13 protein-coding genes are annotated in these 14882 nt (G+C 71.3%); 7 read left to right on the top strand and 6 right to left on the bottom strand.

From position 1 onward, the window contains the following. Window positions 1-24 precede the first annotated feature (24 nt). The 6 genes from F4561_RS14595 to dxs all read left to right on the top strand — a co-directional run bounded on the left by F4561_RS14595 (window position 25) and on the right by dxs (window position 6091). Window positions 25-810 carry an ATP-binding cassette domain-containing protein gene (locus F4561_RS14595; RefSeq protein ID WP_184579448.1) on the top strand — a complete coding sequence of 262 codons (786 nt, stop codon included), beginning with the start codon at window positions 25-27 and terminating at the stop codon, window positions 808-810. Then, the gene (locus F4561_RS14590; protein WP_184579446.1) at window positions 810-2072 is read left to right on the top strand and encodes a sugar ABC transporter permease; all 1263 of its coding nucleotides are present in this window, start codon (window positions 810-812) and stop codon (window positions 2070-2072) included. The genes F4561_RS14595 and F4561_RS14590 overlap by 1 nt, the downstream gene beginning before the upstream one ends. A 250-nt stretch (window positions 2073-2322) precedes the next feature. Further along, the gene (locus F4561_RS14585) at window positions 2323-2541 is read left to right on the top strand and encodes a hypothetical protein (RefSeq protein WP_184579444.1); all 219 of its coding nucleotides are present in this window, start codon (window positions 2323-2325) and stop codon (window positions 2539-2541) included. 182 nt (window positions 2542-2723) lie between these two features. Continuing rightward, the gene (locus tag F4561_RS14580; protein WP_184579442.1) at window positions 2724-3443 is read left to right on the top strand and encodes a sulfite exporter TauE/SafE family protein; all 720 of its coding nucleotides are present in this window, start codon (window positions 2724-2726) and stop codon (window positions 3441-3443) included. Window positions 3444-3464: 21 nt separating this feature from the next. Further along, on the top strand, window positions 3465-4022 hold the full coding sequence (mug, locus tag F4561_RS14575; RefSeq protein ID WP_184579440.1) for a G/U mismatch-specific DNA glycosylase: 558 nt from the start codon (window positions 3465-3467) through the stop codon (window positions 4020-4022). 152 nt (window positions 4023-4174) lie between these two features. Beyond that, a complete protein-coding gene (dxs, locus tag F4561_RS14570) occupies window positions 4175-6091 on the top strand; it encodes a 1-deoxy-D-xylulose-5-phosphate synthase (RefSeq protein ID WP_184579438.1) in 1917 nt (638 codons plus the stop codon). A gap of 96 nt (window positions 6092-6187) precedes the next feature. On the opposite strand, the gene F4561_RS14565 is transcribed toward dxs, so the two are convergent. After that, complete coding sequence (locus tag F4561_RS14565; RefSeq protein ID WP_184579436.1) at window positions 6188-6361, bottom strand: hypothetical protein; 174 nt, start codon at window positions 6359-6361, stop codon at window positions 6188-6190. Between the two features lie 150 nt (window positions 6362-6511). On the opposite strand from F4561_RS14565, the gene F4561_RS14560 reads away from it, so the two are divergent. Next, window positions 6512-7870, top strand: a complete 1359-nt coding sequence (locus tag F4561_RS14560) for an FAD-dependent oxidoreductase (protein ID WP_184579433.1) — start codon at window positions 6512-6514, stop codon at window positions 7868-7870. Window positions 7871-7967: 97 nt separating this feature from the next. On the opposite strand, the gene F4561_RS14555 is transcribed toward F4561_RS14560, so the two are convergent. The 5 genes from F4561_RS14555 to F4561_RS14535 all read right to left on the bottom strand — a co-directional run bounded on the left by F4561_RS14555 (window position 7968) and on the right by F4561_RS14535 (window position 14678). Further along, window positions 7968-9005: a neutral zinc metallopeptidase gene (locus F4561_RS14555; protein WP_312885272.1), complete on the bottom strand. Its 1038-nt coding sequence runs from the start codon at window positions 9003-9005 to the stop codon at window positions 7968-7970. A 111-nt stretch (window positions 9006-9116) separates the two neighbouring features. Next, window positions 9117-9881, bottom strand: a complete 765-nt coding sequence (locus F4561_RS14550; protein WP_221445486.1) for a TetR/AcrR family transcriptional regulator — start codon at window positions 9879-9881, stop codon at window positions 9117-9119. Between the two features lie 301 nt (window positions 9882-10182). Beyond that, a complete protein-coding gene (locus F4561_RS14545) occupies window positions 10183-11217 on the bottom strand; it encodes a LacI family DNA-binding transcriptional regulator (protein WP_184579431.1) in 1035 nt (344 codons plus the stop codon). Window positions 11218-11349: 132 nt separating this feature from the next. Beyond that, the gene (locus F4561_RS33715) at window positions 11350-13359 is read right to left on the bottom strand and encodes a DUF6807 family protein (RefSeq protein WP_184579429.1); all 2010 of its coding nucleotides are present in this window, start codon (window positions 13357-13359) and stop codon (window positions 11350-11352) included. Beyond that, the gene (locus tag F4561_RS14535) at window positions 13356-14678 is read right to left on the bottom strand and encodes a Gfo/Idh/MocA family protein (RefSeq protein ID WP_184583633.1); all 1323 of its coding nucleotides are present in this window, start codon (window positions 14676-14678) and stop codon (window positions 13356-13358) included. The genes F4561_RS33715 and F4561_RS14535 overlap by 4 nt, the downstream gene beginning before the upstream one ends. Between the last annotated feature and the right edge of the window lie 204 nt (window positions 14679-14882).

Genomic DNA, 14882 nt, shown 5'->3' with positions numbered 1-14882 from the left:
GGCGGCACGCGAAGGAATGCACACATGAGCACACCTGTCCTGGAGCTGTCCGGGATATCCAAGAGATTCGGCGCCGTGCAGGCGCTTAATGAGGTGGACCTGCAGGTGGCCCCCGGAGAGGTCGTCGCCCTGCTGGGGGACAACGGAGCGGGGAAGTCGACCCTGGTCAAGGTTATCGCTGGGGCGAACCCCGCCGACAGCGGAGCCATCACCTGGGACAGCCGTCAGGTGACGATCTCCAAGCCGAGCGACGCCCAGCGTCTGGGCATCGCCACGATCTACCAGGACCTCGCGCTCTGCGACAACCTGGACATCGTCGCCAATCTGTTCCTCGGCGCGGAGCGCACCCTCCTCGGCACGCTCGACGAGCTGGAGATGGAACGGAGGGCGCAGGCGCTGCTCGACTCCCTCTCGGTGCAGCTGCCCAGCCTGCGGGTGCCCGTGGCGTCCCTGTCCGGTGGCCAGCGGCAGATCGTCGCGATCGCCCGTTCGCTGCTCGGCGACCCCCGAGTCGTCATGCTCGACGAGCCCACCGCGGCGCTCGGCGTGGCCCAGACCGCCCAGGTGCTCGACCTGATCGAGCGGCTGCGCGACCAGGGGCACGGTGTGCTGCTGATCAGTCACAACATGGCTGACGTGCGAGCGGTCGCCGACCGCGCGGTTGTCCTGCGGCTGGGTCGGAACGCCGGGGACTTCCCAGTCCAGGAGACGAGCTACGAGGAGATCGTGGCCGCCATCACCGGTGCCTCGGACAACCCCGACGCACGGCGAGCCGGGCGGGTCTCCGTGTCCGGCACAGAGGAGGCGTGATGGCCCAGCAGGCACCCACAACCACGGGGCAGGACGCGCAGGACGCTCCGCCGCCCGATCCCCGGCTGCTCGTCCCCACCACCTCACCCCGCGGCCTCCTGCAGGCCGGGATCCGCCGGATCCGCGGCGGCGAGCTCGGGCCGATCCCGGTGATCGTCGGCCTCGTCATCATCTGCATCGTCTTCCAGGCCCTGCACGACCGGTTCCTCTCGGCGCAGAACCTGTCCAACCTCACGGTCCAGATCGCCGCTGTCGGGCTGATGTCGACCGGCGTGATCATGGTGCTGCTGCTGGGCGAGATCGACCTGTCGATCGGCTCCGTGGCCGGTGTCTCAGCCGCGGTGCTCGCGGTCCTCTCCGTCGAGCAGGGCCTGCCCGAGTGGCTCGCGATCATCGCCGCCGTGGGAACCGGACTGGTCGTCGGCCTCATCCACGGCACACTCTTCGCGAAGGTCGGCGTACCGGCGTTCGTCGTCACCCTGGCCGGCCTGCTGGGCTGGCAGGGAGCGCAGCTCTATCTGCTCGGGGACGAGGGCACGATCAACGTCGGCTCCGACGGTGTGATCGCCCTGTTGACCCAGACCTACTTCGTCCCCGCTATCGGCTGGGGAATCGCCGTTGTCGTGATCGGCGTGTACTTCGCGACCTGCACGTTCGGGGAACGCCGCCGCGCGGCGGCGGGGCTGTCGGCCAAACCCCCGGCCGAGACCGTCTTCCGCACCGTCCTGCTCGCCATCCCGATCATCGCCGGGGTCGCGGTCCTGAACCAGTTCAAAGGTGTGCCGCTGGCGTTCCTGATCTTCGTCGGGTTCGTGGTCGCCTTCGACCTCATGCTGCGCAAGACCCGCTACGGGCGCATGGTGTACGCGGTCGGTGGCAGCGCGGAAGGCGCACGCCGGGCCGGCATCAACGTCGACCTCATCCGGATCTCGGTCTTCGGGTTGGCCTCGATGCTCGCCGCGGCCGGCGGTGTGCTCATGGTCTCGCGCTCGTACTCCGCCAGCCTCGACACGGCCGCGGGAGAAGAGCTGATGATGGCGATCGCGGCCGCGGTGATCGGCGGTACCAGCCTGTTCGGCGGGCGCGGTAACGCCTACTCGGCACTGCTGGGCGGGCTCGTCCTCGGCGCGATCACATCGGGGCTCTACCTGATTCAGATGGACTCCTCGGTCCGCTTCATGATCACGGCCCTCGTGCTGCTGATCGCGGTCACCCTGGACGCGATGTCGCGGCGCAGCCGCAGGACACACGCACGGGGCTGACCGGGCACAGGCACCGGCCGCGCCCGCTGACCCCTCCCCACTCCCCAGCGCGCGCGACCGGGCCGGAGGTGCCCCCGGAGTCACTCCTCTCCGGGGGCACCTCGCGCTGTTCGGCGCCCGCCCGCCTCGGCGACGACTTGTCCCGGTTCTAGTGCGGTTCTAGTGCCGTCCCTGCGCCGCGCTTACGCCGACGGGGCAGAATCGGTGGTGAGACTGACACCGGTAAGCGCCGACACGGGGGTGCGCACCAATGGGGATACAGGCATGGTTGCCGGAGACCAGTACCGGTGAGCGGGTCGAGCTGGGCGATCCGGGCCGGCGCAACGACAGCGGGGAACCGCCGGCGCGGGAAGAGCGGTCGGGCTCCGAAACCGGTGCCGACCAGGTCTCGGTGATCGAGGTGAACGCCTCCGCTCCGGTCTGGCGGTGGGACGTCCCGGGTCTGGCGGAGCCGATGCCGGTGGCGTGAGCTCGCCTCTCTTAGCCCGGAACCGCGGGGACGCGCCCTCGTAGCCGGCGTGGATAGTCCCGCCCGCCCGGGACGTATCCGCAGGAGGCCGCCCTCCCGCGGGGCAGGGGTTACCCAAAAAGGGTCCGATCTTCCTACCTCTCTGCTCGGGTCGGGAATCGGGGGGTGTAGGTTGCCCCACGATGCCGGATCTCACTTTTCTCCTGATCGCGGGCTTCGCCGTGGTGATCGGGGCAGCCGTGCAGAGCGGCGTCGGCCTGGGCCTCGGGCTTGTGGCTGCGCCGGTCGTCTCCCTCCTGGAGCCGAGCCTCATGCCCGGGGCCGTACTCATCCCCACGAGCGTGCTCCCGCTGCTCAGCCTGATCCGGGATTGGTCGCACGTCCACTGGTACGGGCTGGCCTGGGGGCTACCGGGACGCGTGCCCGGTTCGCTGGCCGGCGCCTACGTGGTGGCGGTGCTGAAGCCGGAGATGCTGGGAGCCACCGTCGGGGTGATCGTGCTCTTCGCCGTCGGCCTCTCCCTGCTGCGGCTGCGGGTGCGCATCACCCCGTTCTCCCTGCTGATCACCGGCGCACTCTCGGGGGTCAGCGGCACCGCGACCTCGATCGGCGGGCCGCCGCTCGCACTGCTCTACCAGAACGAGCCGGGCCCCAAGGTGCGCGGCACGCTGGCCGGATTCTTCCTGGTCGGTGTGCTGATGTCGCTCGCGGTGCTGGCGGCCAGCGGGCAGTTGAGCGGCGCCGAGGTCCGGGTCGGCCTGATTCTGATTCCGCTGGTGATGCTGGGATTCCTGGCGGGCAGTCCGCTCCGCCGGATGGTCGACGCCGGCCGATTGCAGAGCGCGCTACTCCTTCTGGTGACGGTCTCCGGTCTGGTGCTGATCGTCCGCTCGCTGCTGTGAGCGGGGTAGGCTTCGGGACCGATGCCCACACCCACCAAGGACGAGCTGGCCGCCGCGCACGGGGTGACGATCCCCGACGTCATCGCCCCGGGGCTCGACGTGCTTTTCTGCGGCATCAACCCCGGGTTGTACTCCGGCTACACCGGGCACCACTTCGCCCGTCCCGGAAACCGGTTCTGGCCCGCCCTTTACCGCGCGGGGTGCACACCGCGGCAGTTGTCCCCCGGTGAACAGGACCTCCTACCGCGCTACGGGCTCGGCATCACCAACCTGGTCGCCCGGGCCACCGCGCGGGCCGATGAACTGACGGCCGCCGAACTCCGCGAGGGCGGTGAGGCCCTGGCCGCGACCCTGGCCGAATACCGGCCCGGTGCGCTGGCGGTCCTCGGGGTGACCGCGTACCGGCGGGCGTTCGGCCGCCCGAAGGCCGAGATCGGAGCCCAGCCCGACCGCGTCGCCGATACACCGGTATGGGTGCTGCCCAATCCCAGCGGGCTGAACGCGCGGTGGGACGTCGCGGCCATCGCGACCGAACTGCAAAGGGTGCGAGATTGGATTCGGGATCCGGTGCCCGAATAGGGGCAGAGTGCCGGCGCCGTAGGTCACACCCGAGATATCTTCGGGTAAAGCGCACTTCATAAAACGCATGAACGCTACGGCTGGGTGGTGTGTACCGTGCTGGAACCCCGCACCCGGCCCACCCGCGAGCTTGGATGAGGGGACTGACGAGCGTGACACTGCTCGAGTCGATGCACAACCCGGACGATGTCAAGAGGCTCTCCGCGGAGCAAGTACCGCAGCTCGCGCGCGAGATTCGGCAGTTCCTCGTCTCCGAGGTCTCGCGCACCGGTGGGCACGTCGGGCCGAACCTCGGCGTCGTGGAGCTGACCATCGCGCTGCACCGCGCGTTCGACTCGCCCAGTGAGCCGATCCTGTTCGACACCGGGCACCAGTCCTACGTGCACAAGATCCTGACCGGCCGGCAGGACTTCTCCCACCTGCGCAGTGAGGGCGGGCTCTCCGGGTACCCCTCGCGCGCCGAGTCCGAGCACGACTTCATCGAGAACTCGCACGCCTCGACGTCCCTCTCGTATGCCGACGGCCTGGCCAAGGCCAAGCAGCTGCAGGGCCAGCACGACCGCGCTGTCGTCGCGGTCATCGGCGACGGCGCCCTGACCGGCGGGATGGCCTGGGAAGCGTTGAACAACATCGCTCTCGGCGGGAACCGCCGCGTCGTCATCGTGGTCAACGACAACGGCCGCTCCTACTCGCCGACCATGGGCGGGCTGGCCGACCATCTGGCCTCGCTGCGCCTGACGCAGAGCTACGAGCAGGCGCTGGGCCTGGCCAAGACCACGCTGAACCGGACACCAGTGGTCGGCCAGCCCATCTACGACGCGCTGCACGGCCTGAAGAAGGGCATCAAGGACGCCATCCAGCCGCAGATAATGTTCGAGGACCTGGGCCTGAAGTACATCGGGCCCATCGACGGCCACGACGCCCAACTCACAGAGAAGGCGTTGCGGCGCGCCCGCGACTTCGGCGGGCCGGTGATCGTCCACTGCCTGACCCAGAAGGGCAAGGGGTACGCGCCGGCGGAGAACCACGAGGTCGACCAGTTCCACGCCACCGGCGTCTTCGACGCGGAGACCGGCGAGCCGGAGTCCAAGCCGGGCGTCGTGAAATGGACGAAGGTCTTCAGCGACGAGATGCTCGCCCTTGGCGCCGAACGCGAGGATATCGTCGCCATCACGGCTGCGATGCTGCACCCCACCGGGCTTGCTCCGTTCGGCGAGGCCTACCCGGACCGGATCTACGATGTCGGTATCGCCGAGCAGCACGCGGCCACCTCCGCCACCGGGCTGGCCATGGGCGGGATGCACCCGGTCGTCGCCGTGTACGCCACGTTCCTGAACCGCTGCTTTGACCAGGTGCTGATGGACGCCGCCCTGCACCGGCAGGGCATCACCTTCTGTCTGGACCGGGCCGGCGTCACCGGGGACGACGGCCCGAGCCACAACGGCATGTGGGACCTGTCCCTCCTGCAGGTCGTGCCCGGGCTGCGGCTGGCCGTGCCGCGCGACGCCGTCCGGCTGCGAGAGGAGCTGCGCGAGGCCGTCGAGGTCGACGACGCTCCCACCGTTCTGCGGTATCCCAAGGGCGCGGTCGCCACGGAGACCCCCGCTGTCGGCCACGTTGGTTCCATGGACGTGCTGCGCGCCGCCGCCAGTGCCGACCAGCCCGAGGACCTGCTGCTCGTCGCGGTCGGCGAGATGGCCGAGACCTGCTGCGAGGTGGCCGACCGGATGGCCGACCAGGGCATCGGGGTCACCGTCGTCGACCCCCGCTGGGTCAAGCCGCTCGACGACGCACTCGTCGAGGAGGCGGCGCGCTACCGCGTCGTGGCAGTCGTGGAGGACAACGGCCGGGTTGGTGCCGTCGGCGACGCTGTCGCGCGTGCCCTGCGCGACGCTGAGGTGGATGTCCCCGTCCGCACCTACGGCATCGAGCAGGAGTTCCTCGACCACGGCAAGCGTGACCGCATCCTCGCCGGCATGGGTCTGACCCCGCAGGATCTCGCGCGCCAGCTCACCGAAACCGTCACCCGGCGCACCGAGAGCTCCCTGCAGGACGAGCCCGCAAGCTGACACCCGGCCACTACGCGGCCGTGGTGGCCGGCTGGACCGCGAGATCGCGGTTCAGCCCCGGCTTGGGGATCGGCACGCGCCCGTGCCGCCACCCGGTCAGGCCACCAGCGAGGCGGCGGCGAGGAGCACGATCACCGCGGCGAGAATGATGACGGCGCGGTTCATGTCGGGCGGCAGCGGCCCTCCCTGCGTGCGCATGGTGCCCCAGACGAGCAGCACGCCGGTCGCGAGCAGGGTGACGATCATCAGCACGAGGAACAACCCCGACATCTACTCCCCCAGGTGCGGCTCGGCGGCGCCACCGCCGCGGGGGGCGGTGAGCGTGGTGCTCTCCCACCATGCCTACCCGGTTGTGCCTGCTTACGCGGAGTGCGGCGAGGGCGCCGGAAGGTGGTGGCGTCCATACGTAACAATGGGCATATGAGCTCACCCGCCCCCCTGCGCGTCGCGGTGATCGGGTCCGGCCCCGCCGGGATCTACGCTGCGGACGCCCTGACCAGGCAGGAACGCGAGTCTGTCGCCGTTGACGTGCTGGACCGGCTCCCCACGCCCTACGGGCTGGTGCGCTACGGCGTCGCCCCCGACCACACCAAGATCAAAGGCGTCGCCCGGACGCTGCGCGAAGTCCTGGAGCGCCCGGAGGTGCGCTTCATCGGCGGCGTGGAGTTCGGCCGGCACGTTACCCACACGGAGCTGGCCCAGTGCTACGACGCCGTCGTTTACGCAACGGGCGCGAGCGTCGACCGCCGGCTCGACGTGCCCGGTGAGGACCTCGCCGGAAGCGTCGCCGCCACCGACTTCGTCAACTGGTACTGCGGGCACCCCGACACCGAGGTGGAACGGTTCCTGCTGGACGCCGAGGAGGTGGCGATCGTCGGCGCCGGCAATGTCGCGCTCGACGTCACCCGGATCCTCGCCAAGAGCGCCGACGAACTGGTGTCCACTGACATCCCGCAACCGGTGCTGGACATCCTCGCCGCGAGCAAGATCCGCCGGATCCACCTGCTGGCGCGCAGGGGCCCGATCCACGCCAAGTTCACCGCCCCCGAGCTCCGGGGCCTCGGAGACCTGCGCAACGCCGACATCGCGGTGCGGCCCGACCAGGTCGACGTCGACCCCAACAGCGAGGAGATGCTGGGGGCCGCCCGCGCAGCGCGGACCAACATGCGGATCCTCACCGAATGGGCGCAGCGTGTCCCCGAGGGTCGGCCGCGCCGTATCGACCTGAAGTTCTGGACCCGTCCGGCGGCCGTGCTGGGCACCGACCGGGTCACCGGGCTGCGCGCGGAGGCCACCAGGCTCGGTCCCGACGGGCGTGTCGAGGGGACCGGCGAGTACGAGACGCTCGACGTCGGCATGGTGTTCCGCTCGATCGGCTACATGGGGATCCCGTTGCCCGGTGTCCCCTTCGACGAGTCCGCCCGTACTGTCCCGCACACCGAGGGCCGGGTGCTCGACGCCGACGGCGCGGCGCTGCCCGGCCAGTACGTGGCGGGCTGGATCAAGCGCGGGGCCACGGGCGTCATCGGCACCAACAAGTCCGACGCCGCGGCCACGGTGCGCTCGCTGCTGGACGACGCGCCCGCGCTGCGGGAGGCGCGCCGCGGCGAGCCCGCTCCGGTGGAGAAGATCCTTGAGGGGTCGGGCGCGGTCGTCAGCGACTACACCGACTGGCTCGCCATAGACGCCGCCGAGGCCGACCGCGCCGCGGCGCTGGGGCGCGGCGAGCGGGTGAAGCTGCTCGGCTGGGACGAGTTCTACGACGCGATCGGGCGCTAGACCAGCCGCCGGTCGCGGGGCGCATCGGGAGTGGCCGTTGGGTCATTCTCGGCCAGGGGCGTGCCCCCACGCTCGGGTTCGACACGGAACCCGCGAACTAGCGCACCAGGGACGCGTCGGCCTCGTAGGTGTTGCATCCGGCCATCGTGTCGTTCGAGCGCCCCTCCTCGAACCAGTGCTGCCGGTTGCGGGCGCTGCCGTGGGTCGACAGGTCGTTGCCCCCGTTGAGGAACTCGTTAATCGTGTCGAGCTCGGCGTCATCGAAGGCGCCGAACCCCTGCATCGCCACCCCGCCCAGACACTCGGCCTGCAGCTCGGTACGGCGCAGCGCCTGGAGCGCGCCGGACTCCGTCGGCGCGCCGTTCTCCAGCTCCGCGGCCGCGTCCAGGAGGCCGGTGACCTGCTGGACGTGGTGGCCGTACTCGTGCCCGAGAAGGGCGGCCCAAACTCCTTCCTCCTGCCCGTCGGGGATGCTCTCGGACAGTTCGACGACATTGGGCAGTACCACGGTGACACTGAGCTTATCGCCCTGGTAGTAGGCCAGGGTCATGCCCTCCTGGCCGGGGCTGTCGGGGTTCTGCTCGGTGACCCGGAACGTGGGCGTGTCGGTGCGCAGGCCGAGGTCCTCCAGGTGCGGCTGCCAGAGCTCGTCGAGGCAGACCCCGACCTCCTCGCTGAAGGCCTCCCATGACGCGGATGAGGAGGTGTCGAGGTCGGGAAGGTCGCAACCGGCCTCCGCCGGCACCGACGTGTCGTAGAGCGGGTGCTGCTCGACGTCGATTTCGAGCGGAGGCGGAGGGCTGTCGAGGCCGGAATCGAAGTGCTCGGTCGGGTCGCCGCCGGTCGCGTCCGGCTCGCTCGTTGCCGTCGAGTTCACCAGCAGCGCGAGGCCGACGAGCACGGCGACCAGGCCGGCCAGCAACGAACCGCTCAGGGGCAGCCAGAGTGCCGCGCGCGACCGGCGGCGCGCTGGCGGTACCGGCTCAAAGGGGTACCCCTGCACGGGGACGCGGGCATAGGCCGGAGGCGGCGCGCCTCCACCAGGTGGGGCGGAGGGCGCCGGACCGTACGGCGGCGCGGGTGCCGGCCCCTGACCGGGACCTGGCATCGGCTGGCCGCCAGGGGTGGTGTCCACGGACGCGATCCTTTAAGTTGTGCTCCCGGGCGGGCTACGCATCAACCCTATTCATGCCCACACTGCCAGGGGTAGTGCGGGGACATCCCCCGTGTGGCCGGAAGCAGACACCTAGCGTGCGCGGTAGGCGACCCCCACGTCCCCCAGAATGTCGCGCAGCTCCGCCTCGAACAGCGGCTCCATGTCGTCCATGACGAACGACAGATGCTGGAAGACCTCCATGCACACCAGGCCGTAGACACGCACCCAGCAGGACATCATGACGCGCAGCACGCCGCTGGAGACGTTCTCGGTGGTGTAGCCGGTCCGCTCGGCGAACGTTTCCAGCTGGCGGCGCAGTGTGGGGGAGGTCTCCGCGTCATTGGGCGGTGCGAACCGCTGTTCCTCCAGCAACCGGTCGAAGAGCGCGAAGAACGTCGACGCGAAACGCTGCGCGGCCGCGACAGCAGGCCCTGTTGGGGAAGGGGGGTGCATCGGCCCCGGGGGGCCGAACAGCAGCGCGAACTCGGAGCGGTTGGCGAGCGCCCAGGCGCGGAAGGCGCGCAGCGACGCCTGCAGGCGGCCGTCGATGTCCTCCGGCGGCAGCGAGGTGTCCGCATTGCGGACCGTCTCGGCGAGCTCGTCGTAGAAGTCGGTCTGCAGCGAGACCATGAGGTCGTCGAGGCTGGTGAAGTACCGGTAGAGGCCGGGAGCGGTCATGCCCATATCGCGGGCGATGGCGCGCAGTGAGACACCACTGGCCCCCTGCTCGCTCAGGTGCCGGCGGGCGATTTCCTTGATCTCGGTCAGGGTGGCCTCGCGGACGCGCTCGCGCCGGGACTGTGCCGCGATCCCTGGCGCGGCCCCGAGTCGCGCGGGTGTTCCGTCTTTTGTCAAGGGCCTCCTTACCGCGATCCGGCCGCCGTGCCGGACGCGTGCTGAGTCGCGCTGACACGTCCTGCGAGCGCGGCCTGGAGAAACCGTTTCAGCCCGCTGGTCCCGCCGGCCACCCAGCCCGGTTCTGCACGCCCCAACGCTAACAGCAGACGCGCCGGTATACCCGATGTTGAGCGCGTACGCGCCTACTGCGCAGCCACGAGTGATGGGCTGGTCCGGTTCCGCCCCGATCCGGTCCCCGCGCGGAGGCGACGGTGGCGCCGGTGCCGGGGAGCGCCCAGGACGCAAGCCTCGGCGCCCCTCATGCCCCGGGGGGTGCGGTGCTTTCGCGCTCCACGATCTCGCCGTCCACGGCGACCGTGACCGGATCGTCGGCGGGTGACGTGCCCAGCGCCAGATTGGCCGCCTCCTCACCCATCCACTCCAGTGGCAGCCGCACCGAGGTCAGGCCGGGCGTGAGGTCGCGCAGGGTCGGGATGTCGTCGAACCCGGCCACCGACAGGTCGGTCGGGATCCGCAGGCCGGTGTCGCGTACGGCGGCCATGGCTCCGGTTGCCATGACGTCGTTCACCGCGAACAGGCACGAGGCATCGGTACCGCCGGCCAGCAGGCGCCGGGTCGACTCGTAGCCGCCGTCGCGGGTGAAGGCGCCGTGCACCACATCGCCCGGGGCGACGTCGATTCCGGCCGAGGTCAGAGCGCCGTAGAAGCCGTCGAGCCGGTCACGGGCGGTGCACAGCTCCGGGGGCCCGGCCAGAATGGCGAAGCGCCGGTGCCCCTGGTCGATGAGCCGGCGGGCCAGCATCGCGGCCCCCTCGCGGTTGTTGGGCACCACCGTGTGGGCAGGGAGCCCCGCCTGCGACACACAGGCCACGTTGCCGCCCTGGCTGACCAGCGCGCTGATCTCCTCGCTCAGTTTGGACGGGCCGGTCTCGTCGTCGACGCGGCGGCTGCCGATCAGCACCACCGCCCGGGCCCGGTGCGCGCGCAGGGTCGCCATCAGGGTGGTCTCGCGGTCGGCTACGCGTCCGGTGGTGCCCAGCACAACCACCAGGCCCTCGGCTTCGGCGACCCGCGTCACCCCGGCGGCGATGCAGGAGAAGTAGGGATCGGCGATGTCGTGCACGATGAGCCCGACCAGCGAGCTGACGTTGCGGGCCAGGGCCTGGGCCGTGGGGTTGGCGAGATAGCCCAGCTCCTCGGCGCTCGCGGTGACGCGCTGGGCCATTTCCCGGCGGACCTGCCGGGTGCTGCCGTTGAGCACCCGCGAAGCGGTGGCCAGGGAGACCCCGGCGTGCTGGGCCACCTGTTCGAGAGTCACGCTTGCGCCCGCCAAGGGGTCCCCCGTTCCATAGCCCTTGGAAAACTCTTTCCAGTCGATTCTAGCTCCAGGTGAGTGCGCGCACGCCCGCTCGCGACCGGATCTTGGGGCTGTTGGCGGGCTCGAGCACGGGGCATCCCGGGGTGCTCAGGAGGACGCGGCGCGCGGCCCGGCACGGAGGCCGCCGACCCGTTCGATCAGCCCGGCCAGCGTCTCGGCGCCGGGCGCGCCGTCGCACACCAGGACGACGAGGGTGCGGCGCAGCTCGTCGCCGGCGGCGACCCGCAGCGGCCGCTCCCAGGCCAGCGCGGTCCCGACGCCCGGGTACTCGGCGGCGCGCAGGAACCACGGATCGCGCTCCGGCCCGGGCTGGTGGAAGCACAGAGTCCACCGCCCGCACGCGCTCGCCATCGCGAGCCAGCCGGCCGTCGACCCGTGCAGGTCCTGCTCGGTATCGGCCCCGGGGCCGAAGCAGCGCGGGGCCGCCGCGGCGGCCGGCGCGCGCCAGAAGAAACCGCCGTAGCCGGCGCCCGGCCGCCCCTTGGTCGCGGGGGAGTCGATGACCAGCTCGGCGCCGCTGGTGTTGCGGAGCCGGGTGCCCAGCTCCAGAGCCCACGTCTCGGTGCCGACATCGTGCGCCGCCCAGACCCGTTCCTCGTGCAGCAGCTCGCGGCCGCCGGGGGAGAGCCAGGTGAGCTCCTCGGCGAGCGCGCCGCCCTCGTCACGCAGCCACGCGATGTGGTCCTGGCGCCCGTGGTCGGCCAGCAGTGCGGGGCCCCGCCCGCGCACGAACGTGCGGCCGCCCCAGAAGTTCACTCCGGACACGGCGGCGATCGCGAGCCCGACCCCGAGGTGGTGCGGGTGGTCCGCCGGCAGCACCTCCGAGACGACCGTCCCGGAACGGGTCCGCACCGGATGCAGGTAGGGGCGGGGAGACAGCCGCGTGTCGAGGTCGGAGCCGTCGTTGTGGTCCGCGAGCGCGGGGCCTGCCGCGCGCTCGGGGTGGCGCAGCGCCCGGCGCGCCGCCCACGGAGCACCGACCTCCGAGAACAGGGCCAGGCGCGCCGCGCTCTGCGCGACCGCCGTGTCCACACCCGTCACGATGCGCCGCACGCCGTCCGAATCCGCGACGACGCGCTGGTGCGCGGCCGGGATGGGACGAGGGGCGGGAGCGCGGCGCACCGCCTCCACGACGGACATGACCCCGGTGACCGACTCCAGCGGGCAGAGCAGTGGCTCGCCCGAACGGAGGTGCGCCGTCAGGTTCTCCAACAGGTCGGTGCTGGAGTGCTCGGTGGTGACCGGCGCCCGGCCCACCTGGCGCAGGGTGAGGGTGTCGTCCTTGTAGGCCAGAGTCAGCGTGCCCGCCGAACCGTGCACGGTCACCTCGGGCCTCGTGCTGGTCGCGGCGCAGAGCGTGACCGCGATGGTCACCGGCACCCCGGCCGCGGTACGCAGCCGCAGGCACGCGGTGTCGTCGCTCTCGATGTCGTGCGCGCGGAACAGCTCCAGTTCGATGCCGGTGGCCGGCGCGTGCCCGGCTTCGGCCACGGCCAGGGCCGTGGCCACCGCGTGCGCGAACGGGTTGGTCAACGCTCCGTCGACCACGTCGTGGCCGTCCAGGCGGCGCCGCCCGGCCCAGTCGGCCCGCTCGAAGTAGGCGGAGGTGCGGACCCAGGTGCCCGCCCCGGACACCCCCTGGACCTCGCCAATCGCGCCGCGGGCCACCAGCGCGCGGGCGGCCGGGATCGCCGCCGATCCCAGGCTCTGGAAGCCGACCTGGCAGGCCGCGCCCTGTTCCCGTACGGCCGCGCGCAGCTCCTCGAACTCCGCGAGCGAGGCCGTGGGGGGTTTCTCCACCAGCAGGTGCGCGCCGTACCCGAGCGCCGTGCGGGCCAGCGGCACGTGGGTGTGGATCGGGGTCGCCAGGAGCGTGACCTCGGCACCGGTGCGCTCCAGCAGGGCGCCGAGGTCGCTGTCGTAGGCCACCTCGCCCTTGGGGGTGACCAGGGGAGTGGTGGGCGGGACACGGTCGCAGACGCCGACGAGCCTGACGGGGCGGTGCCCGGTCTCACTCTCGCTCAGCCGCAGCAGACGGGCCAGGTGCGACCGCCCGTGCCCGTGGATCCCGGCCAGCGCCACCGTGACCTCGTTCATCCGCGCTCCAGGAGGTCGGCGATCCGCTCCGGACGGCCCGACGCCATGGAGGCGTTCGCGGCCAGCCCGGTCATCAGCGCGTCGGTGCCGTCCTCGTGGTCGGCGCGGACACCGTCGTCCAGGCCGCCCAGCAGGGCGTCGAGCATGCGCTCGTCACCGCCGCCGTGCCCCCCGTCCTCCATCGCCACCGGGATGATCTCGGGGGGTTCCCAGTGCCGGCGCAGCCGCAGGGTCGACCTCGTCTCCTCCTTGGGAGGGGGCATGCCGCGCACGGGTGCGCGGGGGGCGGCGCCGGGAGTGCTGTACGGCGACTCCGTGACATCGAGCTCCAGCCGTCCCTCGCTTCCGGTAACGGCGACGCGGTAGCCCTCCCACGGGGAGTAGGCCACGAGGTGGTAGCTGAGCCGCGCACCGGTGTCGTAGCGCACGAGCGCCGACATGTCGTCCTCGATCGTGACTCCGGGGCCGAACACGTTGAGGTCGCGCCGGTACCCGTCCTCGTGCTCGGCCTCCAGGTACAACTGGGTCAGGGCGGGGCTGTCGTCCAGGTGCACCGCGAACGGGTCGTCCTCGGCGGCGGTGCTGCCGTGGCCCCGTTCGTAGTCGCGGGCCAGGCCGCGCCGGCGCCCGTTCTCCTGGCCGTAGAAGAACAGGTCGCCCCAGGCGAACACCTCCGTCGGGCGCGCACCGATCCACCAGTTGACCAGGTCGAAGTGGTGGCTGGCCTTGTGCACCAGTAGCCCGCCCGACTGCTCCTTGTCGCGGTGCCAGCGGCGGAAGTAGTCGGCGCCGTGCCGCAGGTCGAGCACCCATTCCAGATGCACCGACCCGACCTCGCCTATGGCGCCCCGCGCCACCAGCTCGCGCAGCCGCCGGTGGACCGGGTTGTAGCGGTAGTTGAACCCCACGGTGACCCGGCCGGTGGAGGACTGCTGCGCGGCCCGGACGCGCCGGCAGCCCTCCAGGTCCGCGGTCATCGGCTTCTCGGTGATCACGTCCCGGCCGGCCCGGAGCGCGGCCTCGATGTAGTCGGCGTGCGTGCGGTCCACGGTGCAGCAGATCACCTCGTCGACCTGCTCCACCTCCAGCATCTCGGTGAACGCGTCCGGGGTGTAGGTGGGGACGGGGGCGTAACCGGCCCGGCTGACGATCGTGTTGTGGGCGTGCATCCGGGTCCGGTTGGAGTCGCACAGCGCGACCAGCTGCCCGCGGTGGGCGTGCGAACCGGTCAAGGCACCGGTGTAGAGCCGAGCGCGGGAACCGGCACCGACGATGGCGAACCGGCGTTTCCCGGCGCCGGACCTCCCGGATCCCGGCATCGCTTGGGCGGAGGCAGATGTGTTCACATGGGGCATGGTAAGCGCTTACCCGAGTTTTGGATAGAGGCGCCCGGACTGGCCGGTGCGCTTCCGGGGCGGGCGCCCATCGTGCGCCCGCCCAACGATGCTGGTCCAACCCCCGCAGGCGCCTGATCAGCCGGTATGGCCGGATTTCGCCGACACATGAGCCATTGACACCTCTGG

Origin of the sequence: Lipingzhangella halophila (assembly GCF_014203805.1) — a bacterium.
In the GTDB taxonomy this organism is placed as follows: domain Bacteria; phylum Actinomycetota; class Actinomycetes; order Streptosporangiales; family Streptosporangiaceae; genus Lipingzhangella; species Lipingzhangella halophila.
The sequence above is the reverse complement of the archived record's forward strand: the minus strand, read 5'-3'. Positions and strand labels throughout refer to the sequence as shown.